This window comes from Mesorhizobium sp. WSM3860 (assembly GCF_002294995.1).
In the GTDB taxonomy this organism is placed as follows: domain Bacteria; phylum Pseudomonadota; class Alphaproteobacteria; order Rhizobiales; family Rhizobiaceae; genus Mesorhizobium.
Genome location: NZ_NSGF01000014.1, coordinates 21,340 through 46,496 on the forward strand (window position 1 = coordinate 21,340; position 25,157 = coordinate 46,496).

Here is a 25,157-nt window from a genome sequence, read left to right on the forward strand (position 1 = left end):
GAGCCGGCTCGCAGCGAGATAAGTCGACCTTCCCTGGACCTCCGTCGCTATTTTCGCCTTGTCGGCTTTTTCTTTGGCGGCGCTTCGACCGGCTCGCGGGCGAGCCTGGCCGCGCGAAGCCGCTCCGTCTTTGCCTGCCGCGCTGCCGCTTCCCCGTCGATTATCGTGCGCGCCGTCTTGGTGGTGGCTTCGCTCTTGGCGTCGCCCTTCGGCTTGAACACACTGGTTTCGGCCATGGTCTACCTCGCTATTCGAAACGAAGAAGGCCGGGCAAGCCCGACCTCCTCCAAATGCTCCAGGGCCGATGCCAGTACATCCGTGGTCAAAGGCCATGGATGCACCGCATTAAGCCGCCTGGATATTCTCCGCGGCGCTCTTGCCGCTGCGGGAATCCTTGACAACGTCGAAGCTCACCTTCTGCCCTTCCACGAGCGAACGCATGCCGGCGCGCTCGACGGCGGAAATATGGACGAACACATCAGGCTGCCCATTGCCCTGCTCGATGAAGCCGAAGCCTTTGGTGGCATTGAAAAACTTCACGGTTCCAGTAGTCATACGATTTTCCTTTCAAATCGACGCAAATCATCGCCGCCTGGCGTCATGCCAAACGTCGCAGTCTTCGAAATTGAGAGGGAAGATCGTCAGGGCATCGAGGCGCGGAAACAACATTCGTTCAACAAGTTCGATTTGAAAAACATAGCGCTTAACCGAGGATGCGACAAGGCGAGCGCGAAATAATAATATTATCGACCGCTTTTGGCCTGCGATTGGACGACTGAGACACTACCGGCGACGGATTGCGCGCTTGGCTCCCGGCGCGCCCCCGACTCCGATGACCGGCTTCCACTCGGCGCTAGTGAAGGCGCCGAGATCACAGATCTTTATCCGTCCACCGACAAGCACCGAAGCGCCGGGCAGATTGTCGGCCGTTAGGCCCCTAAGCGTTCCCCTCGATTGTGTGCTGGTTAGGCGCTACGGCAGGCCCTGTGACCGCCCTGCCACAAAACTTAGCCGCGCCAGTTCCCTAACGCCTGCCATCTCTGAAATTAACCTTTTGTTAACCATTCGCCCGGCACCCTTTAACCATTGAGTAAGGATTCGTCTGGCCGTGACCTTCGCCGCCCCTTTGCACAACAAATCCATCCGCTTCCGCGCCCGCTCATTCGTCGCTTTCACGCTGACGCCGGAGGCGCCGATCGACGAGTGGCTGGAGGGGCTCGATCACTGGATCGGCAACTCGCCGGGCTATTTCAACGGCCGTCCGGTCGTGCTGGATCTCAACACTTTGAAGCCGGGGCCGGAGGAGATCGCAGCCCTTGTCGGCACGCTCGCCCGGCGCGGCATCCGCGTTTATGCGATCGAGCTCGAGGGCGCCGAGCTCGGCCCCGATTTGCCGCCGCTACTGGCCGGCGCCAAGGAGGCGACCGCCGAGGGCCTGCTGGGGAGAGCCGCGCGCAAGGCGAAGGCGGAAGAGATCACGGTCGAGACGGCCGCCGTCGAGGAGGTGCAGCCGGGGCAGGTGAGGGCGCCGCAGGATGAGCTGACGAAGCTCGATGCGCAGAACGCGCGAGCCGCCGAAGCAGCCAAGTCGGAACCAGCCGGGTCGGGGCAGGGTGCTGTACCGGCGCGGCATGAGCCTTCCGCCGGCACGCTGATGATCAAGGCGCCGATCCGCTCCGGCCAGTCGGTCTTTCATCCGCAGGGCGACGTCATCGTGCTGGGCTCGGTTGCGTCCGGTTCCGAGATCGTCGCCGGCGGCTCGATCCATGTCTATGGCACGCTGCGCGGCCGCGCGATCGCCGGCTCGGAAGGCAACACATCGGCGCGCATCTTCTGCCGCAAAAACGAGGCCGAGCTGCTCGCCGTCGACGGCTGGTACACCACGGCCGAGGAGATGGAAGGCGTTTCGCGCGGCAAGGCGGTGCAGGCCTTCCTCGAAAACGATGCGCTGTGCGTGGTGCCGCTCGGCTGAGTTTTTGGCTGCGCAAGCTTCGGACCGGTTTCGCGTGCCATTGTTCTAGTGCATGTCGCCCAAAAGTGCGTAGCGGTTTTGGGAGGACGACATGCACCAAAACAAAGAATGTAACAGTTCGCCGTGCCCGGCACGGCCAGAGAATAAGAATCGCCAACGGAGGCTGGATATATGGGCAAGGTAGTCGTGGTCACCTCGGGCAAGGGGGGCGTCGGTAAGACAACTTCGACGGCCGCGCTCGGCGCTGCCGTGGCCAGGACCGGCAAGAAGGTGGCGCTTGTCGATTTCGACGTCGGCCTGCGCAATCTCGACCTCATCATGGGCGCCGAGCGCCGCGTGGTGTTCGACCTCGTCAACGTCATCCAGGGCACGGCAAAACTGTCGCAGGCGCTGATCCGCGACAAGCGGCTGGAGACGCTCTATCTGCTGCCGGCCTCGCAGACGCGCGACAAGGACGCGCTGACCGAAGAGGGCGTGGCCGAAGTCATCGCCCGGCTGCGCTCGGTGTTCGACTATGTCTTCTGCGACAGCCCGGCCGGCATCGAGCGCGGCGCTCAGCTCGCCATGCGCTTCGCCGACGAGGCGGTCATCGTCACCAACCCGGAAGTGAGCTCGGTGCGCGATTCCGACCGCATCATCGGTCTGCTCGACGCCCGTACCATGAAGGCCGAGCAGGGCGAGCTGATCCAGAAGCACGTGCTGGTCACGCGCTATGACGCGGCGCGCGCCTCGCGCGGCGAGATGCTGTCGATCGACGACGTGCTGGAGATCCTTTCGACGCCGCTGCTCGGCATCATCCCGGAAAGCCAGGATGTGCTCAGGGCCTCCAACCTCGGCGCGCCGGTGACGCTCAGCGAGCCGGTCAACACCGCCGCCAAGGCTTACCTCGAAGCGGCGCGGCGCCTGGAAGGCGAGGACCTGCCGGTGGTCGTCCCCTTCGAGCGCAAGGGTTTCCTCGAACGGCTTCTCGGAAGGAGGGCGGCATGAGCATTCTCGACCTCTTCAAGCGGCGCACCAGTGCGCCTGTGGCGCGCGAGCGGCTGCAGCTGCTGCTCGCCTATGAACGGCAGAGCCGTGGCCAGCCAGACCTCGTCTCCATCCTGCGCGAGGAGATCATGGCGGTCATTGCCAAGCATGTGCAGATCGACCAGGACTATCTCCAGGTCTCGATGGACCGCGGCGCCACCATGTCGACGCTGGAGATCGACATCCAGATACCCAACAAGAGCGCCGTGCCGCTGGCGATGGCTGGGTGACTCCTTACCCTCCCCCTGGCGGGGAGGGTCGATCCGCGAAGCGGATCGGGGCGGGGGGCAGCGCCGACCCCCACCCGGACCTTCGGTCCGACCTCCCCAAACAGGGAGGTAGAACCCCGGCGCAACTTCGACAACGCTGGCGACCGGCGAAAGCGGCTGAGCGCGTAATCTCCCCCCTTGAGGGGCTCGTTGAGGGGGAGATGGCCGGCAGGCCAGAAGGGGTCGTCTCACATAGATCGCCGACGCCCTGCAAAAGGGAAGGGCCGCTGGCGCTTCACGCGCGGCGACCCCCTCTGTCGCCTTCGGCGGCATCTCCCCCTCAAGGGGGGAGATTCTCCCCCGGCTGGTACAGCTCATCCATGCTGCGCGCCGCCAGTTCCGCGAACGGCGCCTGCTTCTTCACCCGCCCATGCTCCAGGATCACCAGGTCGTCGCAGAACGCGATGGTCGAGTGGTGATGGCTGATGACGATCGTGGTGCGGCGGCCGGCGCGCGATTTCAGCGTTTCCACGATCGCCGCTTCCGAGAGCCCGTCCACTGCGTTGGTGGCTTCGTCGAGGATCAAAATGTCGGGGTCGCGCAGCAGCGCCCGCGCCAGCGCGATGCGTTGCCTTTGCCCGGCCGACAAATTGACGCCGCGATAGCCGACCACCGTCTGATAGCCCTGCGGCAGCGTCTCGATGAAGCCATGCGCCTCGGCGAGCATCGCCGCGCGGCGCGCCTCTTCCGCGCTGGCCGTGTCCTTGCCGTAGGTGATGTTGTCGAGGATGGTGCCGTCGACCAGCTCCAGCTCCTGGCTGGCCAAAGCGATATGGGCCCGCCATTCGGCCGGGTCGATCTCGCCAAGCGGTGCCCCGTCGACGAGGATGCGGCCGCCATCGGGCTCGACGAAGCGGCAGAGCAGGTTGACGATCGTCGTCTTGCCGGCGCCGGAGCGGCCGATCAGCGCCGTCGAGCGGCCGCTCACGATGTCGAAGCTCGCCGCATGCAGCACCGCCGCGCGCTGCTCCTCATTGGCATAGCTGAAGCTGACGCCCTCGAAAGCGATCTTCTCGCCCAGTCCCGCGAACGGGCGGCTGCCCGTGGGCGGCGCCGGCTTGCCCTCGGGGTCGAGCAGCCAGGTCACCTCCTCCAGCGACCCGGAAAGCCCCTGCAACTGGCTCCAGGTCATCTGCAGCGCGCGCACATGCGGCTGCAGGCGGTAGAGCAGGATGAGGAAGGCGGCGACCAGCGGGAAGCTCAGGCCGGCAAGCCAGGCGCCGATCACCACCGCCAGGAACAGCACGGCGTGCAGCACTTCGGTAAGCGGCGCCAGCGCGCCCTGGCGGTTGGAAAGCAGGAAGGCCGCCCGCCGCACGCTGTCCGATGCCTTCTCGAACGCCGCCGTCTCGCGCGCCTCCTGGCCGAAGATGCGGATGAGACGGCCGGCATGCACCAGGTGCAGCATCTGCGAGGCAAGCGCGCTGTTACGCGCCGCGACGCTGCGGCTCGGCGCTCTCAGATGCGCCGACAGGGCCATATGTGCCGCTTGCACCAGCGCCAGCCCCAGCATCACCAACAGCGTCATCTGCCAGGACAACAGCAGCAGGAAGGCGAGCAGGATGACCGCCGCCGAGGCGCTGACGATCGCGCCCAGCATCCCCTGCATGGCGTCGGAGGCGCGCCAGGATTCGTTGGAGATGATGTTGAGCAGCCGCCCTGGGCTCTCCTTCAGGAAGAACGGATAGCCGACGCTGAGCAGGCGTTCGGCGAGCGCGCCGCGGATCGACTGGCCGGCCTTGCCGTAGATATGCGCCGTCAGCACCGCATTGGCGAAGGCAAGCAGGTTCTTGAGCAGGATCGAGCCGAGGATCGCGGCCGAAATCGCGATCAGCCGCTCGCGCTCGCCGAGCCCGGCGCCTACCTTCTGCAGCAGGGCGGAGAGTCCGGCCATGCCGGTCGCCTCGCCATGTCCCATGATGATGCCGAGCAGCGGGATGATCAGCCCGATGCCGAAGCCTTCGAGCGCAGCACTCGCGAGCCCGAGCGCGACGACGACGGGCAGCAGGCCGAGCTGACGGCGGCCGAGCGCCCGCCGCAGCATCGCCAGTGTCGGGTGCCCGCTCATGGCGCGCCGGCCTCCGCGCTGGCCTCAGCGGCTTCCTGAGCGCGGCGCGCCTGCCGATCGGGCCGGCCGGCCAGCACGAGAGCCATGAATTTCGCCGCCCCCGCGAGATTCATCGAAACGATCGGCCAGTGCGAGAGCCTGAGATCCTGGTCGAAGCGCGGGCCGCCGATGAGCTCGCGCGTGGCGGCACGCGCCGCCCAATAGAAATGGCGAAGCAGCCATGGTGCGCGGCGGAAGTGCTTGAGACACAGCGCGCCATTGCCGAAATGATAGTCGCGGTGCAGCCGATCGATCGCCTTGCGGCCGCGCCGGCCGTGGTGGTGGAAGATCGTCATGTCGGGCACATATTCCACCGCCATGCCGGCGAGCATGGCGCGCACCAGGTAGTCCGTATCCTCGGCCGAGCGCAGCGGCCCGCCGGCGCCGAAGCGTTCGTCGAAGGGGCCGATGCGGGCGGCGACGTCGCGATGCATGGTCATGTTGCAGCCGAGCACGAAGCCGCCTGGATGCACGGCGGGCGTCAGCCGCTGGCGCTCTTCGCAACGCTTGATGGTGAAGGGCAGGTCGCGCGCATCGCCGAGTTCGACGCGGCCGCCGCGGATCAGCCATTTCTCGCCGCTTGCATAATGCCGTTGGAGATCGACGAGGTAGTTGCGGTCGAGCCTGCAGTCGTCGTCGATGAAGACCAGCACGCGCCCGCGCGCCCGCGCCAGCCCCGCATTGCGCGCCGCCGCCAGCCCGGGGCGCGGCTCTGAGATCGCCGTCAGTGGAATCTCGGCGGTCGCGGCGATTCGGGAAAGATATTCCCCCGTGCCGTCGCGCGAGCCATTGTCGACCACAACCAGCTCGGCGGCGAAGGCGCGATGCGCAAGGCAGGCGGCACGGATCGAATCGATGCAGGCCTCCAGCACCGCCGCGCGGTCGCGCGTACAGACGATGAAGGAGACCTGCGGCCGCTGCCTGGGCCAGGGAGGCGCGGGCAGGGCCGGGCGCCGCGGCAGCGGATGGCGCGCGTCGTTCATGGAGAGGGCTCCGCGGCTATGTCAGCCCGGCGGATAAATTCGGTGCGCCGCGTTCCTTCCCGCCGACATTCGTCGTTACCACCCTGCAACACAACCTCGCCGAACCTCCTCATGCCGGCTCCATCCTGTAAGGCGCCAGCACTGAAGTCGCCGGCGTGGATTTGAAGCGGTAGGCGAGCCTATCGGCCTGCTTGCCGGCCCACATCGAAGCCTGGCTGAGCCACGGTGCCCAGGCGCCGGGGCGCAGCGCATATTGCTCCCGGCGGCGGATCGCGTTCCACTTCGCCGCGAGCGTCAAAAGCTCATGCGTCAGCGCAGGCTGCTCCTCGTCGTTGACGAGCTGGTAGAGGAAATAGAAGAGGTTGAGCGCACCGGCCTTGAAGCTCGGCCGCACCGCCGCGGGCAGCGTCGAAATCCGCTCTTCCAGCGCACGGATGAAGGCCGCCGCCCGGGCCACCGTCTCGAAGGAGACTTGATCGCCGATGGCGCGCAGGTCCTTAGTATCGTCCGCCAGACCCTCGCGCTCGAGGTTTTCGCCGACGATCCTGAGATGCGTGCGCCGCATCTCCTTCACATGCCGGCTGGTCACGCTGCCGGGATGCACACGGTAGACCAGCAGCCTCTCCTCCATCATGGCCGCCGGATAACGGTCGGCGAGCCGGCGGAAGAGATCGAAATCCTCGGCATGCCGGTAAGCGGCGTCGTAATGAAGGTCGGCCTCGCCGATCACCCGGCGGTTGTAGATCACGGTCGGGTGCATGAAGATCGTGAAGAATTTCGCGAGCACGGCAAGGTCGAGGCGGAACACCGGGTCGAGCCTGCCAGGCGTAATACGGCCACGCACCAGCATGTCGACGACCGAGCCGCAGAAGCCGAGCTCGGGCCGCGTTGCAAACAGCGCCGCCTGGCGCGACAGCCGCCAGGGATAGGCGAAGTCGTCGGCGTCCATGCGCGCGACGAGCTCGCCTTGCGCGCTCGCCAGCCCCTCATTGAGGCTCGCGACGAGACCGCGATTCTCGCGCGATATAATGGATACGCGACTGTCCGCCTTGCGGCAGCGGTCGAGGATCTCCAGCGACCGGTCGGTCGAACCGTCGTCGATGGCGATGATCTCGAGCCGGCTGTAGTCCTGCCGCAGGATCGAACCGATCGCCGCCGCGACATAGGGCTCGGCATTGTAGACCGGCAAAAGCACGGAGATGAGGGGAGCGCCGCTCGCCATCATCGCCTCGCCTCGGTTCGCTGTAGATCGAGCGCGGGAACGCTGGCCGTCGGGCCGACCCAGGTCGTCTCGCCCGCCATGCCGGTGCGCGGCCGCGCGACATAGGGGAAATAGCGCTTGAGACTGTTGAGCGGCTTTTCGAACAGTGCCCAGGAGAGCGAGGCGGCAAGCAGCGTGGCGGCGCCCGCGACCAGGAACCGGCCAGGCCCTTGCTCCGAGACGTTGAGCGGGATCCAGGGCTGCGCCTTGACCGCATAGGCAAGAAGGATCGGGTGGTAGAGATAGACGCCGTAGCTGATGCGGCCGAGGAAAAGCAGAGGCGGCAGTTCGGCCAGCCTGCCGAGCCTGCCGCCGAGGCCGTTCGAGCAGGCGGCGACGATCGCCACCAGCGGCACCAGCGGCAGCACCTGCACCAGCACCCAGTGCGGCCACTCCCATGCCGAGTTCGCCGGTCCCGGATCGGACCGGACGACGAGCAGGAAAACGGCCGCGAAAGCCGGCCAGCCGAGCCGCATCCAGCGCGGCACATCGGCGCCCCTGGCGCGGCGCACGGCAAGCAGGGCGCCGCAGCCAAGCGCGTCCATCGAGGCCGGCGGCAACAGGTCCCGGGCGAGCGCCGGGTCGGCGGTGAGCGGCCAGTAGAAGCGGTAGGCGAACGAGAAGCAGATGACGCCGATCGTGATCGCCTCGATACGCCGGCGCGGCGCCAGAAGCACGATCAGCGGCCAGGCGAGATAGAACTGCTCCTCGATGCTGAGGCTCCAGAAATGGCAGAGCAGCCAGGGGTTCCAGTCGTTGCGAAGCGCATACCAGAAGTTCGAAAGATAAAGCGCATGCCAGGCCAGCGACGAGCTGGACTGTTCCAGATTGGTGAGCCACACCAGGGCCAGCACCGCGAAATAGGGCGGAAAAATCCGGATCACGCGCCTGGCATAGAAGGCGCGCATCGCAGGCCCGGAAGCGAATGCATTGCTGTCACGCGCGTCCAGCAGCAGCCGGGTGATCAGGAAGCCGGAGAGCACAAAGAACAGCCGCACGCCGAGATGGCCGAGGAAGGAGGTGCCGTTCGGCGCAAGGAAATGCGCGTAAAGCACCAGCGTGACGGCTACAGCTCGCAATGCGTCAAGCTGGATGTCGCGCTGACCTGTCATTGGCGGGGTCCCCCGATTCCGCCGTAAGATCCTGCGCTGCAAAGCACGCCGGCTCTGCCTGTCGACGAATCTCCGTCCGGGGCGAGAGTGCCGTCCTCGGCTGTCAGCGGAATGCCCATTCGGCCCAACGTAGCGGCATCCTCCACTGCCCATGTTGGTTAACATCTGTCTCCGGTTATGTTGCGGCGCAACACACAATGCTTACGAGTTTGAAATAAAGCCGTGATCGGGAAGGTTGCAGAAGAGAGTTGGCCTTGGGCAATTTGGCCGATGGTCCGATATTCTCGTGGGCGTTTGGTCTGATTTTCGAAGTATTTATCGCTAGGGATGTTGAAGGTTATCGCGGCAACCGGAGCGGGTGTTTTGGCTATATTCAAAATATCGCCCATTTAGCCGGGGATTTTCACACGGCGTAGGGAAAAGTATATTGAATTTCAACGTCTTGTGCGGCGCAGCAAAGGCAGTCGGGAGACCCGAGAGGCCCTGTCCCAGCATCCCGGCCCCCGTTGCCTCACGACAGGGCAAACGCCAGACCCTATCTCCACCTCAGGCCGGGCGGGGAAGATGGAGAAGAAGTGACGTCGACGCCGATCGCAAAACCGCATGCGCAGCTGGGCGCCTTGCCCGTCCTTGGCCTGCTTGGTGCCATCCTTTCGGTGCAGGTGGGCGCCGCCTTCGCCAAGGGCCTGTTTCCGGTCCTCGGGGCGGAGGGCACGACGATGCTGAGACTCCTCATCGGCGCGCTGATGCTGGCGGCAGTGCTGAGGCCATGGAAAGTGCTGCCGACACGAAAGGGAATGCCCTGGCTCGCCGCCTATGGCGTCACCGTTTCGGTCATGAACCTGCTCTTCTATGCCGCGCTCGAGCGCATTCCGCTGGGCATCTGCGTGGCGCTCGAATTCACCGGCCCGCTTTTTGTCGCCACACTCGGTTCGAGGCGCCTTCTCGACCTCGTCTGGGTGGTGCTTGCGGTCGCCGGCATCGTGCTGCTCTCGCCGTTCGCCGATATCGGCCGCGGGCTCGATCCGGTGGGCGTGCTGCTTGCGCTTGTCGCCGGCGGCTGCTGGGGGCTCTATATCATCTTCGCGCAGAAGGCCGGCGCCGAGCTAGGCGCCCGCACCTCGGCCTATGGCATGGCGATCGCCGCGCTCGTCGCGCTGCCTTTCGGCTTCACCGCCGCGGAACCTTACCTCACCGACCCGCATGTCATGGCGGCCGCGGTCGTCGTCGGGCTGTTCTCCAGCGCGCTGCCCTTCTGGCTGGAGATGATGGTGCTCGCCAGAATGCCGGCGAAAGTCTATGGCATGATCGTCTGCCTGGAACCTGCGGGCGGCGCGCTGACCGGGTTTCTCTTCCTGCACGAGAGATTGAGCGTTTTGCAATGCGCCGGTATCGGAGCCGTCATCGCCGCTGCGTTTGGCGCGGCCGTGACGGCGAGAGCTCCGGTTCCGTCGCCTGGTTAAAGGCTCAATGCATGTCGCCCGAGGACGCGGCGTACGGGAGAGCCATCGAACAAGACGAAGCGCGTCGCTGGAATCCGTTTCAGCGAAGCGCGCTCATTCACGCCAGAAAAAAGCCGTGCGCGCAGCCGCGCCCGACCACATCTGTTGGTTGAATTAGGACCTAAGTCCGATATCGTTGCGAAAAAGGTCTGAAAAAACAGGACAAGGGTCGTGGGCCACTTCCCCACGACGCGCTGATTGGGGATGCTGATGTTGCGACATTGCCGGTGGGGTAGTTCGGCCGAAGGGTCGGATGGCTGGCAAGGGGAGAATGGGATGCGCGTATCGCGCATGGGCTGCAGGCATGTCTTGCGGGCGCTCGTTGCGCTGGCGCTTGTTGTCGCGCCTTTTCATCTCTCATTCGACGGTCCTGTCGTGGCCAAGGCCTATGCCGGCAAAGGCGGCAATGGCAACGGCGGCGGAAACAACGGCGGCGGAAACGGTAACGGCAACGGCGGCGGCAACAACGGGAACGGGAACGGCAACTCGGGCGGCAATAGCGGAAACAGCAACTCGGGCGGCAACAGCGGTAACGGAAAGAGCGGCAACGCCAAGGGCGCAACGGACACTGCCGATGTCGATGACCATGTGAATGCGGCGACCGGCGACAAGGTCGAGGTCAGTGCCAATAGCATCCAGGTCACGCACCGGAATGGAATGACGGAGAGGATCGAGAATGGCCGTTTCAGGATGGAGGACAAGTTTGGTCGTACCATCGTCGAGCGCAAGGCTACAATGGCCGATCTCGATCGCCTGAAGAGTTTGTGAGAGCGAGGTTCTATCTGGATTAGATCTTAAGGGGCCAAAAGCCAGCGCTGCAAAATCAGGTTGCCACCTTTTGCTTCGTCTCTTCGGTCCTGATCATTCTTACGACAGAACTCCCGCTGCTCACCTTGCCCCCGCCTTTTGGCGGGGGTACTTTTTTGGGCCCTTGAGACGGCTTGCCGGATAAGGCGGGCTCTTGGCGCATGCCCCCACAGTCCGGGGAAACAATCCATGCGCAAACCAAAAGTTACGGTGCTCTCCCGCGCCCAGGAGGGCGCATGCGCCGTAGTATGCCGCGGTTCGTTGAGTGTCCGCGCCGTTCTCGCGTGCGACAGTCATAATGAATTGCTGGTCAATTTCCAAGCGATTTGGTTAACGCGACGGCAGTCGCAGCTTCCAGTTGCATCCCCGCTGGCTGCGACGATGGTCCCCAAGCGGCCGCAAAAAGGTCCGACCGGACATGGCATGGGTCGTGGGCCGCTTCCGTAACCTTACCAAAGCGTGAATCTAGCCTGGTCAAGACACCGGTTCCGCCTTGGCCGGGCTGAGAGCGGAACTTCGGCAGGGCCGAGGCGGAACCGGCATGAACCAAGGACAGCATGCGCGAACTCGCCTCTAAAAGGTTTGTGCGCCTTACGTTGCGCGTTGCGGCCGCGCTGGCGCTTCTCGCCGCGCCTGGTCATTTCACGTCCGATAGTCTCGTCAAGCTCCTGGTGGGCACCGCTTATGCCGACAACGGCAATGGTGGCGGCAATGGCGGCGGCAACGGCGGTGGGGGCAATAGCGGCGGCGGAAACGCTGGCGGCAATTCAGGCAACAGCAATGCCGGGGGCGGCAATGCCAATGCCGGTCCTGGCAACAACAGCGGCAAAGGCAACACCAATCCCGGCGGCAAGGCCGCCAGCCATGTCAATGCGACGGGCGACATAGTCGAGATCGCCGGCAACAGGATCACCATCATTCACCGCAACGGCATGAAGGAAGAGATCGAGAACGGACGCTTCGAGATGACCGATGCGCAAGGCCGCACCATCGTCGAGCGGGGGGCGACTGAGAAGGATCTGGCCCGTCTGCTAGGCTTGTGAGGGCTGAGAGAAGCTACCCCCTTTTCCCGCGCCCTCGCATGTCACCCCCGCCTTCAGCGGCGGGGGTGATTGCGTTTAGGGAATATGGAGGAGGGGCTAGGCGGGAGGCGGGGTGCTCTTTTCCCTATCCCCTACTGCCTGTCCCTAGCTTCATGCATCAGCAGCGCCGCTTCCGTCCGGTTGCGCACGTTGAGCTTGGCGAGCACTCGGGTCATGTGGTGTTTGACCGTCTTTTCCTGCAGCGACAGCCGCATCGCGACCTCCTTGTTGCTCAGGCCCTCCGCCACCAGCCCCAGGATCTCGGCCTCGCGGCCGGTCAACTGGCTGAGCGGGTCGGGCTTGCGGCTGGTAGGCTGTAGCAGGTCGGACAGCAGCCGGGCCGAAAGCGTCGGCGAAACGTAGCTCTGGCCGTTGGCGACGTCGCGCAGGATCTCGGCCAGCGACTTGGAGCCGACGCCCTTCAGCACATAGCCGCGCGCGCCCGCCTTCAGCGCCTGGGCGACGTCGGCATTGGTCTCGGACACGGTGAGCATGACGATCTTTTGCTCAGGCGCCGCCGAAAGGATGCTGGCCAGCGCATTGAGGCCGCCGCCCGGCATGCTGATGTCGAGCAGCAGCACGTCGGGCGCGCTGGCGCGGACCAGCTTTTCGGCGTCCTCGGCGCTGGCGCCTTCGCCCACAAGCTCGAAGCCGCCGATCTCGCCGAGGCTGCGCGCCACGCCCTCGCGAAACAGCGGGTGGTCGTCGACAATAGCGATGCGGATGGGTGCGGTCACGGCTGCTCCTCGACAGACAATGTGATTACCAGTCTCGTTCCCCCTGGGCCTGAAAGCGTCTCGAATTGCCCGCCAATGCTTTCGATACGCTCCCTGAGGCCGGCGAGCCCGAGGCCTTCGCTCCGCGCAGGATTGAAGCCCGGGCCGGTGTCCTGCACCTCGACCAAAAGCTTGCCGCCTTTCATCGTGGCTCGCACCTGCTGGCCCTTACCCTTTCCGTGCCGGAACGCATTGTTCAGTCCTTCCTGCACGAAACGATAGATGCTGATCTTCTCCGAGGTGCCGAGCTCCGGCAAGCGCTCCGGCAGCGTCAGCAGCACTTTGGTGTCGGTGCGGCGCTCATGCTCGGCGACCGCCAGCCGCAATATGTCGGCCACCGCCTGGGTCTCGATCTGCGGCAGCACCAAGCCGTTGCAGATGCCGCGTATCTCGCTCATTGCTTCCCCGAGCGTCTTATGAATGCCGGCGATTTCTGCCTCGCGCCGCGGTTTGGGCGTGGCGGGGTCGACCAGCACCGGACTGTCCATCCTGAGCGCGGCAAGCGCCACCAGCTGCGCCGGGCCGTCATGCAGGTCGGCGCCGATGCGCCTCAGGTAGCGTTCGTTGATGGCGGTGGCTCGCCGCGAGGCGCGCTGCACGCGCTGGCGCAGCGACGAGTTCTGCGCCAGCGCCTCCTGCAACTCGGTGACCTTGGCTTCCAGCGCGGCACGCTGCGTCTGGATGGTGCGGCTGCCGCGAAACACGATGCCCGACAGAAGCGCCAGCGAGGCAGCGGTGGCGCCGGCCACCACCAGCCACGTCCATCTGAGCGCTGAGTTCAGCGTCTCTTGGAAATCGTCGGCGATCTCGTAGAATTCCGATACCGCCACCACTTCGCCCGACCAGGGCTCGCGCACGGGGTTGTAGATCTCGAACAACGGCGCGTTGACCGCTTTCTCTTCGTTGGCCTCGGGGTCGTCGGCGAGGTTGTTGTATTCCGCCACGACATTGCCGGCAAAGGCCGAGATCAGATTGGGGTTGGGCGGAAACGTCCTGCCGATCAGCGTCGAGTCGTTGGCGTAAAGCACGGTGCCGTCGCGCCGCCACAGCTTGAAGGACACTAGCCTCTTGCCGAGCGCGCCCTGGCCGAGCGTCTCGTCCAGCGCCCGCTTGACCGTGTCGTCGAGCTCGCGGCTCTTGCGCAGATCCGGCAGTAGCGGCGCGATCACGCTGTCGACATAGAGCGCCGTGGTGGTGGCGGAGTTGTGCATCACGCCTTCGCGGATTTGCGAGGTCACCCAGAGGCCAACCACGAGCATCACCGCCAAAAGCCCGATGCCGCCGGCAATCACAAACTGCCAGGCCAGCGACAGCCCGCTCCAGATTTGCACAAGTCGCTTCAAGGTCTCCCTGAGCATACGCGCGATTCACCCCACCACGGACAAAGAGTATAGGCCAGCCACGGCAATTGCGACACCGACCTTGGTCCGGCCTTCAGGCGAGCGGTTAACAACGCGGCCGCCCTGTCTGCACGAGCCCCTTGCAGGTGCCAAGAACGCCTGGTCCGTCCCCCGGCTCGGATGCGGGCGGAACATTAGCAGTTTCTAAGTGTTGAGGTATTTGCGAGCGCTCCCGAAAGAACTTCGGCCTATGCCCGCAAAGACCGATAGAGCTTGGTCGGCCGCGCGTTGCAGGCGCGTCGCCTGACCGCTGATGTTTGGAGAGGACCATGAACAACATCATTTGGATCGTAGGTGCTATCGTCATCGTGATCGCCATCTTGAGTTTTCTGGGTCTGCGCTGATGCAGTCGGTACGCTAGAAGCGAAGCCGGCGCGAATGAAACGTGCGGCGGATTGAGGTGGCCTTGGCCATCCCGCTTTTCGGCCGTGCTCGCGGTTCTGATCACCGCACTTGGCTTCAAACGCATGGACTGGAACACAAAATGGGGCGAGCGCGTTTTGTCTCGCTATGTCGAGGAGTTCTCACCTTCACAAGGCCGAGACGCCAGCCTTGGCCTCGCTTGCCGAGGCGGAGCGCCAGGCGCGCGCCGAAAAGAACGCCAGGCTAAGGGATCTTCGTACGCATACATCGTGGCTGGTGCTCGATCCCGACGCGCTTTTTCGCGACGAGATCGACTGCTCGGCGCTGTTCGGTGAAGTGCCTGGGCTAAAAATCGTCAGCTAGTGGAGGCCTCGGCTGCTAGGCCGTCTGAAGCCGTCCGACAGGTGCCCCGCGCGAGATCGCTATCAGCCGCGCAACGGCCAATGGCGCCATGAACATGAAAACCGTCGTGATGCCGAGGAAGATCGACCAAGCCAGATCGATCCCGCTGTGGTCATAGCAGACTGCGAATTCCATGACGCCTTACCCTTTTTATCCACCCCGCTGCGCATCAGGTTGCCACGCATTGAGCCAAGCATGATCCTCATTTGCAAGAAATACAAGAGATCGCTAATTTGGATGGTGGGTCAGTTTGAGATTCCGCCCCGATCACAATAGGCGCTCTCGCCTAGGCTCCGCCTGGAAACAGGCGTAAGCAAGCGTCCACGGAAAAGCTTTGGGAGATCGCGGACATCGTTGCGCTGATCGAGGCAAAGGAAGCCGAGAAACCGATGGTGCGCGGTCCTTACAAAGAGCGCATCGCTTAAATGCACAGTCCCCAACAAATGAAAAGGGCTCGCTCTGTAAAGGAGCGAGCCCTTATGCTTGGGAGCGACATTGTTGGGTGTGCTCCGGCGGGAGGGTATAGATCACAACCACGAACAACCCGCAAGTCGCCCGGTCGCTCAATATTGTTCAACAGCGAGTGATCAAGTCGAAACGTTTAGAACATGGCTAACAGGTCTGCAATTTCAAACATGGGGTAATCGCGGGAGCCGAGTCGCCCTAAAGCCGGACGCGATCACATGATTGCAGAGCGGTTGGTTGTTCCCGATCGGATGGAAGTGCGGGCTCACGACTGGAGAAGGCGCTCACCGCCGTGCTCGCGCTCGCCGCGACCCTCAATCTGGTGCTCTGCGCCTGCTCTTGATGTCGGCGCGCCAGAAAATAGTCAGGCGCAGTCCTTCATCTCGACCACCTCGACGCCAAGGCGGAAGGCCTGACCGTCGGCATAGGAGCGCGCATATTGCTCGGCTTCGAAAGGGAAGGTCAGCGTGGTGCCGTAGGCGGTGACGCGCACCGTCCACTTCTGGCCCTTGACGAGTTCAACGCCGTGAAGCTTGGCCGTCGCCATCTCACCCTCCTCCAGTCCGGCATGCTCGCAGACGCAAAGACTAACGCCGCGGAAGTCGTTTGAGTACAAATAATCCGACGCAATTGTGTCGCTGCCGCGTCGATTCCGACATTCGGCGCGGCGCTTCCGTGAAATGGATCACGTTCGCTGCTGGAACCCCGGACAAGGTCCAGGGATTAGACTTACGAAATCGCAGAGGAGGTGTCGCATGATCCGCAAGCTGAAGTCCGGCGAATACCGGCTCTATTCGCGCAAGGTGGATCCGAGGACCGGCAAACGCCGGAATCTCGGCACCTTCAAGTCGCGCGAGGCCGCCGAGAAGCACGAGCGCGAGGTGCAGTATTTCAAGCGGCATTAGCGGCGTGCGACAAGCTCGTTCGGTCCGGCGCCCTGTGCGGAAACGGGATCGGCGAGTCGGCAGTGATCGGAAAACGCTAACGGAACGGAAACACGTCCGCGCTAGGGTGGTGGGCCGGGCGAGGGAGTTTGAGCCCGCCGGGCAAGTTTCGGGACCAGTGCATCATGGCCACCTTTCCCCACGCAGAGCGCCGTCTTCATTCACGAGAGTTCGTGCTGAAGGAGGCCACGATCGTCACCGGCGACGCCAGCATCAGGTGCTCCGTCCGTAACCAGCACGAGCATGGCGCCGAACTGCGCGTCGGCCCGCAGGTGGAATTGCCGGACCGCTTCACGCTCATTGTTCCCGCCGACGATGCCGTCTACCGGGCCGTCGTGCGCTGGCGCCGCAACGAGCGCGTCGGCGTGCAGGTCTACAGCAATTCGATGAAGGGCTGACGGCCAACGCCGCGGCCTCGCTCAAGCGCCCATGAGCGGCAACCGGGCTAGCAACTTCCGTGTCTGGATGGCGTCCCAGGAGATGTACTCAGTAATGGCAAGCCCGACGATGTCGCAGGCGCCCGCGACATCGCCGAGCAGCCGCAACACATGCTCTGGCTCAAGCCGGCCGCGCGGAACGCGGGCAAGGAAGCCGTCTCCAGCGCGGGGCTTGTTGAAGAGTATCGGCCGAAAGCTCTGCGGCCTGATGGCGTCGACGTCGAAGTGGATCGCGAGGTGCTCGATGCCTTGCTGCTCGATCCATTTCAGCACCGAGGAAGAGTTCTCGGCAAGCTCGGCCGATCCCGTGCGCCGCAGGCCCATGCGGACAAGAAACTCGTTTTCGGGTGGCGACCACTCGTCCAGCCCTGCATACAGTACTTTGGTAGGGTCGACGGGAACGTCGACTTCGGCGAGGAAATCCGGATCACCTTCGCCAAGCAGCATAGCCAGCACCTGCGCATTGCCTTGATGGAAATCCTTCGGCGTTTGCACATCGGGATGGGCGTCGATCCAGAGCACCCCGACTTTGCCGCGGTAATGCTTGTTGAGGTAGGCGATGGGCGCGAGATCGACCAAGCAGTCGCCGCCGATCGTGAGAATCCTATCCGGCCGATGCCGTTCGATGGCGGCTCGCGCCGCGCGCGCCTGATCGAGCAGAGCTTTCCTCGCGTGAATGCCGCCCTCGATCGCCGGCGCCGGACTGTCGCCGGGAGAGGGGACCGGCACGGTCTCCTCCGGTCCTCGGGATGCGGGCAGGAGCCATGACAGCACTTTCGAACTAAGATGATACTCCTCGAGATTCCCGCCCTGCCATTGCGGCATATGCAGTCGCAACGTTTTGCCGTTGGTCGCCGTCATCCTCGTTCCAATCAGGTCCGCGAAGCCGGCTTCAGCCGAGCGTCGCTCTCAAAGAGGCTCAACCAAGCGGTCCGAGTCAAGATTGACTGGCGCGCTGAGCGATCGAGCATGGCCGCCACCCTTGAAGACAAGCGGCATCGCCTCAGAGTAGCGGCGCACGCTCGCCTTGTAGGCCCGGCGGGGTCACCGAGCTTGCGCTTTCAGATACGCCTCCTCGCGCGGCACCACGCCGGAATGCGGGATGAGAAAGCCGGGATGAGCACGAAGACGCCCCAACATATGTCGGCTCTCGCCGGACCCTGTCCTTGCTCAGTCGTGATGCTCGGGCATGGACTTCAGCTGGTCCTTCGTCCATCTGGTCACGGCGTGGACATCGCCGTCTTCGTCGCGCATGAAATCCAATTGGGTGGCGCTGACGGCGACCGGCTTGGCGCCGATGCCGAGGAAGCCGCCGACATCGATGACGACCTGGCTGCCATGCATGTGGTCGACCGAACCGATCTTTTCGTCATCGGGGCCGTAGATGGTGGCGCCTTCGAGAATGCTGGGAGTCAATTCGGCGTTGGTCAGCCTTACGTGGTTGGTATGATCCATGACAGGTCTCCTGTGGTTAGACAGGAGGAACTGTCGATGGCAACGAGGGTTCCACCTACGTCGAATGCCGGCGACTGTCGCTCGCGTCGCGGTTCCTCTGACCTACAGCCCTTTCCGTGCCCGGATGCTCCGCGCCGCCTGCTCGATCGCGGCGCGGTCGCTGCCCAGCCTGTCGAGCAACTCCTGCGCTTCTTCGGCCGATATGCCGGTGCGTATCGCAAGCGCCTCGACCGTCAGCACATCCGCGCTGTCGATCTCGCGCGTTTCAGGCAGCGCATCGTCTGCCGTGAGCGGCAGCGCCGCCTCGCGATCGATTTCCATCTCGGCCTGGCGCCAGTGCCGCTCATGGTCGCCATGCAAGCTACCCTCGCGCTGCCAGAGTTCATAGGCGCGCTGCCTGATCTTCTCGGTCCGATCATCATCCATTGCCGTTCCTCCCTTTGCGTGCCACTCAACGCGGGATGAGGCGGAACGATCCGCGAGACCCAAGAAGTGATCGGCTGGCGCCAGCCAAAGCCTGGCCGGTGCGTCGGCGTTTTGTTCAGGCTCCGTAAGTCGCCAGCGGCTTGCCGAATATGCCGGCCTCGGGTTTCACGCCGAGACCCGGCCGTTGCGGCACGGCGATATGTCCTTGGCGGATCACGATCGGGTTCTTCGCGTCGAAATGCCCGTCGACATATTCCTGCGCGATCCAAGTGCCCTCCATGCGGCGCGGCTCGACGGTCGCCGCGAGGTGCACGCAGGCCGCCGCGATGATATCGCCGCCCCAGGCATCGTCGCAGCTGTGCGGCAGCGAGCGAATGGCGCAAAGGTCGCGCATGGTCGTCATCTTCGTGAGGCCGCCGAGACGCGTCACCTTGAAGCCGAAGCCGTCGGCGATGCCCATGGAGATCGCTCGCAGCACCGCGTTCTGGTCCTCGGTGTTTTCGTCGAGATAGACCGGATGCGTGACGCGACCCTTGAGAGTCGCGACCTCGTCCATGGTGTTGCAGGGCTGTTCGAAGACGAACGGGATCGCCTGGCAGAGCCGGTCGAGTTGGATTGCCGACGCGACCGTGAAGCCCCGGTTACCGTCGACCGCGATGCGCGCCTTGTAGCCGACAGCTTCCCAGACCTTGTGCACGACGGCCACGTCTTCTTCCAGGTTGCGCCCGCCGATCTTCACCTGCAGGCGCGGATAGCCGGCCTTCACCTTGTCGGCGGCGATCCTCGCCGTTTCGTCCGGCGGACCTACGATCAGCGAATAATAGGCCGGCACGCGATCCGTCAGCGGCCCGCCCAGCAGCGTCGAGACCGGCACGCCGAGCTTCTGGCCAAGCAGGTCGAGAAAGGCCATGTCGAACGCGGCCTTGGCATAGCCGTGTCCGTTCAGGCGCTCGTCCATGCGTTTTGCCAGCAACCTGATCGAAGCGATCTCCGCACCGATGAGTCCGGGAGCGATCTCGGCGATCGCAGCGCGGGCGCCCAGCGCATGATGCGGCTGATAGACCGGTCCGACCGGGCAAGTCTCGCCCCAGCCGGCAAGACCGTCATCAGTCACGATCTCGACAAGCGTCGAGTCCAGCGCCTCGACGTCGGCGCTGGCCATCCGGTAGGCGCCGCCTTTGACGGGCAGCTGCGCTGAATAGACGTTGATCCGATCGACGCGCATCACATGCGCGCCCTGGCCGAGGTCGGATCGTAAGGCGAGTCCGCGATCACCTCGGCGATCTTCCAGTCCCCAGAATGGCGACGTCGAGCTTGGTGCCGGGCTTGCTCAGCCGCTCCGGCAGAAGGGCCAGCGCCACATCATGGCCGAGCGCGTAGCCGTAGCCACCCGACGTAATGCGCCCGACAAGTTCGCCGTCGATATAGAGGCCCTCGGAGGCAAGCGTGCTCGCGCCGTCGGTTTCGATCTTGAGCGTCACCGACCGGCGCTGGTCGTTCCTCGCCTTGTATTTCAGCACCGCCTGGCGCCCGACGAAATCGCCCTTGTCGAGGCGGATGAAGCGCTCGAGCCCGCTCTCCAGCGCGTTGAGCTCGGGATTCATGTCGCGGTACATGGCGCGATAGGATTTTTCGAGCCTGAGCGACTCCAGCGCATGCAGCCCGACAAGCCGTATGCCGTGCTTCTCGCCCTCCTTCAGGATGGCATCCAGCAACTGCCGCTGGTAGGGCAGCGGATGATAGAGTTCCCAGCCGAGCTCGCCTTCATAGTTGACGCGCAGCAGCCGCACGTCGCTGGCCAGGGCGACGCTGCCGGTCTTCACGCTGAACCACGGGAACTTTTCGTTCGAAAGGTCGATCTCGGTCAGCGGCTGCAGCACTTCGCGCGCCTTGGGCCCGACGACGGTGAAGCAGCCGCGATCGTTGGTGACGTTCTTCAGTGATACGCTGCCGTCGGCAGGCAGCAGCCTTGAGAGATCGTCGAAATTCCAACGCTCGGCGCGCGGCGTCGAGATGAGGTAGAACAGGTCTTCGCCAAGGCGCGCCACCATATATTCCGCCTGCACGCCGCCGCCCGCGGTGAGGTGATGCGCCAGCGTTACCTTTCCGACAGCCGGCAGGCGATTGGCGATGATCCTGTCCAGCCAGGCGGCCGCGCTCGACCCGGATACCTCGAACTTGGTCATCGGCGTCATCTCGACCAGGCCGACAGCGTTGCGCACGGCGAGCACCTCCTCGCCGACAAGGTTGCCCTTCGGCGTCCAGCGCCAGCTATACTGATCCTTGGCCTCGACCCCGTCGCGCGCGAACCAGTTGGGCATCTCCCAGCCATTGAGCACACCCCAGACGGCGCCGAGCTCCGTCAGCCGGTCATAGGAAGGCGCGGTCTTCTGCGGCCGCGCGGCGGGCATGTCCTGTCCGGGATATTTCTGCTCGGCATGCGTGCCCCAGGCCTCGCGGACCTTTTCGCGTGTCCAGGCCTTGTTGGCGTAGTCGCCGAAGCGGCGCGGATCGAGATCCGAGGTGTCGAGGCTGTTGCCGCCTTCGACGATCCGCTCCGACAGGTAATAGCCGATCGTGCCGCCCCACAAAATGCCGCCTGGCACGCCCTCGGCCAGCCACACATTGGGCAGGCCCCAGGCTGGCCCCATCAAGGGAAGCTCGTCCGCCGTCATCTGGAAGGGGCCGCGCACATTGGCCTTGATGCCGACGCGGCCCAGCGCCGGCACCAGCTGCAGCGCCTGTTCCCAGTTCCACGACACCGCTTCGAAATCCTCTTCGACGAGGTCGGCGCCGAACCAGGAGGGCACGCCGTCCTCGGCGAACAGCTTGAGGTGCTCCGTGCGCTCATAAGGCCCGAACATGAGGCCGTCGCCTTCTTCGCGCAGATACCCCTCGAACCCTTCGTCGCGCAGGATCGGCATCTCCGGTCGTCCCTGCCTTTTCCGCTCGACGATTTCGGGCACGGCTTCGGTGATCCAGTACTGATGCAGGATCGGGATCGCCGGGATGTCGAGGCCGAGCAGCGCGCCGGTCTGGCGCGCATAATTGCCGGTGGCTGAAATCACGTGCTCGCAGGTGATGTCGCCCTTGTTCGTCTGGACAAGCCACTCGCCGCCGGGCGTGCGCTTGAAGCCGGTGACCTCGGTGTTCAAGTAGACCTTGGCACCCAGATCCCGCGCGCCCTTGGCCATGGCGTGCGTCACGTCGGCCGGCGCGATGTGCCCGTCATCCGGATGATAAAGCGCCCCGAGCATGTGGTCATTGTGGAGAAGCGGGCAGAGCTGCCTGGCCTCGGCCGGCGTCAGCAATTGCGCCCGCATGCCCTGCACCTCGGCGACGCTCATATAGCTCTTATATTCGTCGAGCCGGTCGCGGCTGTTGGCGATGCGCAGCTGGCCGCATTTGTGCCAGCCGGCCGGCTGCCCGGTCTCGGCCTCCAGCCCTTCATAGATCTCGATGGTCTTCTTGATCATGCGACCGACATTGATGTTGCGGGCATAGGACGGGATCAGGCCCGCCGCATGCCAGGTCGAGCCGGCCGTAAGCTGGGTCCGCTCAAGCAGCGCAACCTCGGTCCAGCCGCGCTTGGCCAGGCCGTAAAGGATGCCGGCGCCGACGCATCCTCCGCCGACGATCACCACTCTCGCATGTGCTTGCATCGAACCACCATTCTAGATCGTTTTTCCATAGCGCGCCGCCGAAGCTACAGGCGACGGATGGCCGTGTAACGTTCTGAAAAACTAGGGATGACAATAAATTGGGCTTATGCAGCGGTCCCGCCTTGGCGGGCTCGCTCCTCCCGGCGTTTTTACTGGGCTTGCCCGTCCTGCGCCGTCTCGTCCTTGAACTCGACTTTCGTGCCCGGCTTGACCATTGCGGCGAGGTCTTCGGCATCCCAGTTGGTCAGCCGGATGCAGCCATGCGAGTAGGTCGTGCCGATCTTGGCGGGTTCCGGCGTGCCATGGATGCCGTAGCTTTCGATCGAGAGGTCGATCCAGACCGATCCCACCGGATTGTTCGGCCCCTTGGCGATGGTGAAGGGCCGCTTGCTCTTGACTCCTTTGAAGGCGAATTTCGGATTGTAGTGATAGGTCGGATTGTGCACCACGCGCTTGACCTCCGCGGCGCCGCTCGGCGCCGGCTTTTCCTCGCTGCCGATCGAGGCGGGGTAGACGGCAACCGGCATGCCTGATGGATCGAGCGCGCGGACCTGGCGGGATGTCTTGTCGACCTCGATGCTGGCGACCGCCGGAGGAGGATCGCCGCGGCCGACGTCGGGCACCACCAGGGTAGTGTCGGGCTTCCTGAAAGCGGTTTTGGGATTGAGCATTCTCAGCAGTTGTTCGCTAAGGTGGAAACGTTCGGCCAGCTTCTCCCGCGCGTTGCGGTAGCCGAGCCGCTTCAAATTCGCCATCCGCTCCATCCGGGCAGGGATGCGCCTGGTGAAAGGCCCGCGCACATCCTTGGCGGTGACGTCATAGCTCGTCAGCACCGGGCCGGCGAAAGTCGCGGTGAGCTTGTCCCAGGTCTCGCGTGTGAGCTTGCCGTCGGAAGCCAGTCCGTTCGCCGCCTGGAAAGCCGCGACGGATCTGGCAAAATTGTCGGAGAGGCGGCCGTCAATCAGGCCCGGCGAGAAGCGGGCGCGATCGAGAAGGATCTGCGCCTTGAGAAGCATCGGGCTGACGTCCTTCGGCTCGCCCTCGCTGAATTGCGCCTGATTGACCGCGTCCGGGTCAAGCCTGGCAGCCTGAGCTCCGCCGCATGCGACCGCGAGCGCTACCGCAACGACCACAAGCAGCCGGACCATCGACTTTCCTCCCGGGTACGACAAAAACCTGTCTCTATGACGCGGGCGCGCCGATCTGGTTCCTGTCGCAGCGCCGGCGTGAAGATCATCCGAACGTGCACTTTTGGGCGTACGATCTTGAATTTTAAGCCGAAAGCAGTTCCCAAGAGCGAAAAATGCTGGCATGATCATATAAGGGCCTATGCATATTCTGATTTCGATGGGCCCTTCTCCTGGTGACCGGCGGCTCCCCAACGCCCCCCGCCCATGCCGCCGGTTGCCTCATTTGAGACCTCAGCCCCAGGCAATGCCGTGGCCGACCCGGCGCGCATTCGGTTCAAAGCGACGATGGGCCAGGGTCGCCGATCGGGGCAAACGCCAGCGCTTCACTCATATTAGCGATTTGGAACATTCCTGCCGTCCCGGTGTTCGTTTTGCCAGGAGGAACGAACCATGGCAGACGTCAAAACGAAGCGCGATTTCCGGGACCGCGACCGTGTGTCGGCGGACGAGGATTATGAGGTTCGCTACTTTGCCAAGCAGCATCGCATCACACCTGAACAGGTTCGGGAACTGATCAGCGAGCACGGCAACGAGCGTAAGATTTTGCAGCGTGAGGCAAGGAAGCTGGGTGACAAAGCTTTCTGATTTGGGACCGCCGATCTTTGCCCGATTGCGGATCAGAGCTGCCGCCAGTGAAGGAGACCAGTTCCGGATATGTCCCGCCTGCGGGCAGGCAGTGGACTGGGGCGACCTTCGGCAGGTGATCTGGCATGAGCAGCCGGGACACAAGCGGCTGGAAATTGACAGCTGAAAAGCCTTAGGGGGGAGTCCCTTGATAGATCTGACGCCAGAGGAGTCGCGAGTTGCACGAGAACTCCTGCACTGGTCGCAAGTGCGCCTTGGCGCCAAGGCCAGCCTAGGCGAAGGGACCATTCGCGACTTCGAGAAGGGGATCAGAATCCTGCGGGTCGAGAAACGAACCCGTATCCGTCGCGCTTTTGAGGCGGCCGGCATCGTGTTCACGGCGAAGGGGCCGTCGCTTTCCGCCGTCAAGCCCGGAATGAATGGCTATCGCCATAAACAGCGCCGGTAACCTAGACCCGCTGCCGAGTCTACGTTGTCGGCAACGAGCCTAACTGTCCAGTTCACACGCAAACCGGAGGCGGCGTCCTCCGAGAGGCCGGTGCGCACTCCTGCACGTCTGCCGGTGAGCTTCGACATCTCAGCGCGTACGGCTGCCTTGTTCGTACGGCAAGATCGCGGGCCGAGCGTTACCACATCCCCCAAAGGGGACGCCAATGCTCGGCCTTCGAGGGGGCATCAACTTTCCGGAAATCCATACCGAGGCAGCTTTTGGCCGTCGCCCGACCGCTTGACAGAGTCAAGTCCCAGTCGCGTGTGTTCGTGCTGGGCAAAAGCTTTTGCGTCCGCTTCGGAACTGAACCCCTTGATGGTTACAACGCCATCCTCGATAACGCGCACGTAATACCTGTCTTCCAACGTGTCGATCTCGACCGAATCCATTACGATTGACTTGTTCATTGACGGCCCACCTGAAGAAGATCCATCCCGCAGC

At 64.0% G+C, this 25,157-nt stretch carries 28 protein-coding genes; 11 read left to right on the forward strand and 17 right to left on the reverse strand.

All coding sequences use genetic code 11. The features are described from left to right. Positions 1–47: 47 nt before the first annotated feature. Together CK220_RS20980 and CK220_RS20985 are read right to left on the reverse strand one after the other, a co-directional pair. Entirely contained in the window at positions 48–236 is a 189-nt protein-coding gene (locus tag CK220_RS20980) for a hypothetical protein (protein ID WP_095813366.1), read from the reverse strand. Positions 237–345: 109 nt separating this feature from the next. Continuing rightward, complete coding sequence (locus tag CK220_RS20985) at positions 346–555, reverse strand: cold-shock protein (protein ID WP_095813367.1); 210 nt, start codon at positions 553–555, stop codon at positions 346–348. Between the two features lie 553 nt (positions 556–1,108). Here CK220_RS20985 and minC point away from each other — a divergent pair. From minC to minE, 3 genes are all read left to right on the forward strand, one after another. Then, a complete protein-coding gene (gene minC / locus CK220_RS20990; RefSeq protein ID WP_095813368.1) occupies positions 1,109–1,972 on the forward strand; it encodes a septum site-determining protein MinC in 864 nt (287 codons plus the stop codon). Between the two features lie 171 nt (positions 1,973–2,143). Beyond that, on the forward strand, positions 2,144–2,959 hold the full coding sequence (minD, locus tag CK220_RS20995) for a septum site-determining protein MinD (protein WP_095813369.1): 816 nt from the start codon (positions 2,144–2,146) through the stop codon (positions 2,957–2,959). Beyond that, on the forward strand, positions 2,956–3,228 hold the full coding sequence (minE, locus tag CK220_RS21000) for a cell division topological specificity factor MinE (protein WP_040973218.1): 273 nt from the start codon (positions 2,956–2,958) through the stop codon (positions 3,226–3,228). Before minD ends, minE begins: the two co-directional genes overlap by 4 nt. Before the next feature lie 319 nt (positions 3,229–3,547). Here minE and CK220_RS21005 read toward each other — a convergent pair whose 3' ends face one another. The 4 genes from CK220_RS21005 to CK220_RS21020 all read right to left on the reverse strand — a co-directional run bounded on the left by CK220_RS21005 (position 3,548) and on the right by CK220_RS21020 (position 8,730). After that, positions 3,548–5,335, reverse strand: a complete 1,788-nt coding sequence (locus tag CK220_RS21005; RefSeq protein WP_245429312.1) for an ABC transporter ATP-binding protein — start codon at positions 5,333–5,335, stop codon at positions 3,548–3,550. Beyond that, positions 5,332–6,357: a glycosyltransferase gene (locus CK220_RS21010; protein ID WP_095813371.1), complete on the reverse strand. Its 1,026-nt coding sequence runs from the start codon at positions 6,355–6,357 to the stop codon at positions 5,332–5,334. The genes CK220_RS21005 and CK220_RS21010 overlap by 4 nt, the downstream gene beginning before the upstream one ends. A 109-nt stretch (positions 6,358–6,466) precedes the next feature. Beyond that, complete coding sequence (locus CK220_RS21015; protein WP_245429314.1) at positions 6,467–7,582, reverse strand: glycosyltransferase family 2 protein; 1,116 nt, start codon at positions 7,580–7,582, stop codon at positions 6,467–6,469. Continuing rightward, positions 7,579–8,730, reverse strand: coding sequence for an acyltransferase (locus CK220_RS21020; protein ID WP_095813372.1), 1,152 nt, complete (start codon positions 8,728–8,730; stop codon positions 7,579–7,581). Before CK220_RS21020 ends, CK220_RS21015 begins: the two co-directional genes overlap by 4 nt. A 575-nt stretch (positions 8,731–9,305) precedes the next feature. Between CK220_RS21020 and CK220_RS21025 the strand changes: the two genes are divergently transcribed. The 3 genes from CK220_RS21025 (at position 9,306) to CK220_RS21035 (ending at position 12,082) form a co-directional block, all read left to right on the forward strand. Further along, a complete protein-coding gene (locus CK220_RS21025) occupies positions 9,306–10,193 on the forward strand; it encodes a DMT family transporter (RefSeq protein ID WP_095813373.1) in 888 nt (295 codons plus the stop codon). 315 nt (positions 10,194–10,508) lie between these two features. Next, complete coding sequence (locus CK220_RS21030; RefSeq protein ID WP_095813374.1) at positions 10,509–11,000, forward strand: hypothetical protein; 492 nt, start codon at positions 10,509–10,511, stop codon at positions 10,998–11,000. A 596-nt stretch (positions 11,001–11,596) separates the two neighbouring features. Continuing rightward, positions 11,597–12,082, forward strand: coding sequence for a hypothetical protein (locus CK220_RS21035; protein ID WP_095813375.1), 486 nt, complete (start codon positions 11,597–11,599; stop codon positions 12,080–12,082). 131 nt (positions 12,083–12,213) lie between these two features. On the opposite strand, the gene CK220_RS21040 is transcribed toward CK220_RS21035, so the two are convergent. Further along, the gene (locus CK220_RS21040) at positions 12,214–12,858 is read right to left on the reverse strand and encodes a response regulator transcription factor (RefSeq protein WP_095813376.1); all 645 of its coding nucleotides are present in this window, start codon (positions 12,856–12,858) and stop codon (positions 12,214–12,216) included. Then, positions 12,855–14,255: a sensor histidine kinase gene (locus CK220_RS21045; RefSeq protein WP_095813377.1), complete on the reverse strand. Its 1,401-nt coding sequence runs from the start codon at positions 14,253–14,255 to the stop codon at positions 12,855–12,857. The genes CK220_RS21040 and CK220_RS21045 overlap by 4 nt, the downstream gene beginning before the upstream one ends. 594 nt (positions 14,256–14,849) lie before the next feature. Between CK220_RS21045 and CK220_RS21050 the strand changes: the two genes are divergently transcribed. Then, a complete protein-coding gene (locus CK220_RS21050; RefSeq protein ID WP_176479150.1) occupies positions 14,850–15,023 on the forward strand; it encodes a hypothetical protein in 174 nt (57 codons plus the stop codon). Between the two features lie 15 nt (positions 15,024–15,038). Here the strand turns inward: CK220_RS21050 and CK220_RS31995 are convergent, their stop codons facing one another. Further along, entirely contained in the window at positions 15,039–15,197 is a 159-nt protein-coding gene (locus tag CK220_RS31995; RefSeq protein WP_176479151.1) for a hypothetical protein, read from the reverse strand. Between the two features lie 694 nt (positions 15,198–15,891). Then, entirely contained in the window at positions 15,892–16,074 is a 183-nt protein-coding gene (locus CK220_RS21055; protein ID WP_095813379.1) for a hypothetical protein, read from the reverse strand. Positions 16,075–16,282: 208 nt separating this feature from the next. Between CK220_RS21055 and CK220_RS21060 the strand changes: the two genes are divergently transcribed. Together CK220_RS21060 and CK220_RS21065 are read left to right on the forward strand one after the other, a co-directional pair. After that, the gene (locus CK220_RS21060; protein WP_095770090.1) at positions 16,283–16,432 is read left to right on the forward strand and encodes a hypothetical protein; all 150 of its coding nucleotides are present in this window, start codon (positions 16,283–16,285) and stop codon (positions 16,430–16,432) included. A 164-nt stretch (positions 16,433–16,596) separates the two neighbouring features. Continuing rightward, positions 16,597–16,869 carry a PilZ domain-containing protein gene (locus CK220_RS21065; RefSeq protein ID WP_095813380.1) on the forward strand — a complete coding sequence of 91 codons (273 nt, stop codon included), beginning with the start codon at positions 16,597–16,599 and terminating at the stop codon, positions 16,867–16,869. A 21-nt stretch (positions 16,870–16,890) separates the two neighbouring features. Here CK220_RS21065 and CK220_RS21070 read toward each other — a convergent pair whose 3' ends face one another. The 6 genes from CK220_RS21070 to CK220_RS21095 all read right to left on the reverse strand — a co-directional run bounded on the left by CK220_RS21070 (position 16,891) and on the right by CK220_RS21095 (position 23,599). Further along, complete coding sequence (locus CK220_RS21070; RefSeq protein ID WP_095813381.1) at positions 16,891–17,769, reverse strand: arginase family protein; 879 nt, start codon at positions 17,767–17,769, stop codon at positions 16,891–16,893. Between the two features lie 309 nt (positions 17,770–18,078). Further along, positions 18,079–18,363, reverse strand: coding sequence for a photosystem reaction center subunit H (locus CK220_RS21075; RefSeq protein ID WP_095813382.1), 285 nt, complete (start codon positions 18,361–18,363; stop codon positions 18,079–18,081). Between the two features lie 102 nt (positions 18,364–18,465). Further along, on the reverse strand, positions 18,466–18,789 hold the full coding sequence (locus CK220_RS21080) for a DUF2934 domain-containing protein (RefSeq protein ID WP_095813383.1): 324 nt from the start codon (positions 18,787–18,789) through the stop codon (positions 18,466–18,468). A 115-nt stretch (positions 18,790–18,904) separates the two neighbouring features. Beyond that, the gene (locus tag CK220_RS21085) at positions 18,905–20,014 is read right to left on the reverse strand and encodes a mandelate racemase/muconate lactonizing enzyme family protein (protein ID WP_095813384.1); all 1,110 of its coding nucleotides are present in this window, start codon (positions 20,012–20,014) and stop codon (positions 18,905–18,907) included. Between the two features lie 46 nt (positions 20,015–20,060). Continuing rightward, positions 20,061–22,451, reverse strand: coding sequence for an FAD-dependent oxidoreductase (locus CK220_RS21090; RefSeq protein WP_245429316.1), 2,391 nt, complete (start codon positions 22,449–22,451; stop codon positions 20,061–20,063). A 149-nt stretch (positions 22,452–22,600) separates the two neighbouring features. Continuing rightward, on the reverse strand, positions 22,601–23,599 hold the full coding sequence (locus tag CK220_RS21095) for a L,D-transpeptidase (protein ID WP_095813385.1): 999 nt from the start codon (positions 23,597–23,599) through the stop codon (positions 22,601–22,603). Positions 23,600–24,031: 432 nt separating this feature from the next. On the opposite strand from CK220_RS21095, the gene CK220_RS21100 reads away from it, so the two are divergent. After that, complete coding sequence (locus tag CK220_RS21100; protein WP_095813386.1) at positions 24,032–24,226, forward strand: DUF3606 domain-containing protein; 195 nt, start codon at positions 24,032–24,034, stop codon at positions 24,224–24,226. 187 nt (positions 24,227–24,413) lie between these two features. After that, positions 24,414–24,674 (forward strand): XRE family transcriptional regulator, encoded by a 261-nt coding sequence (locus CK220_RS21110; protein WP_245429318.1) that lies wholly within the window; start codon positions 24,414–24,416, stop codon positions 24,672–24,674. A gap of 227 nt (positions 24,675–24,901) precedes the next feature. On the opposite strand, the gene CK220_RS21115 is transcribed toward CK220_RS21110, so the two are convergent. After that, a complete protein-coding gene (locus CK220_RS21115; RefSeq protein ID WP_095813388.1) occupies positions 24,902–25,123 on the reverse strand; it encodes a hypothetical protein in 222 nt (73 codons plus the stop codon). Between the last annotated feature and the right edge of the window lie 34 nt (positions 25,124–25,157).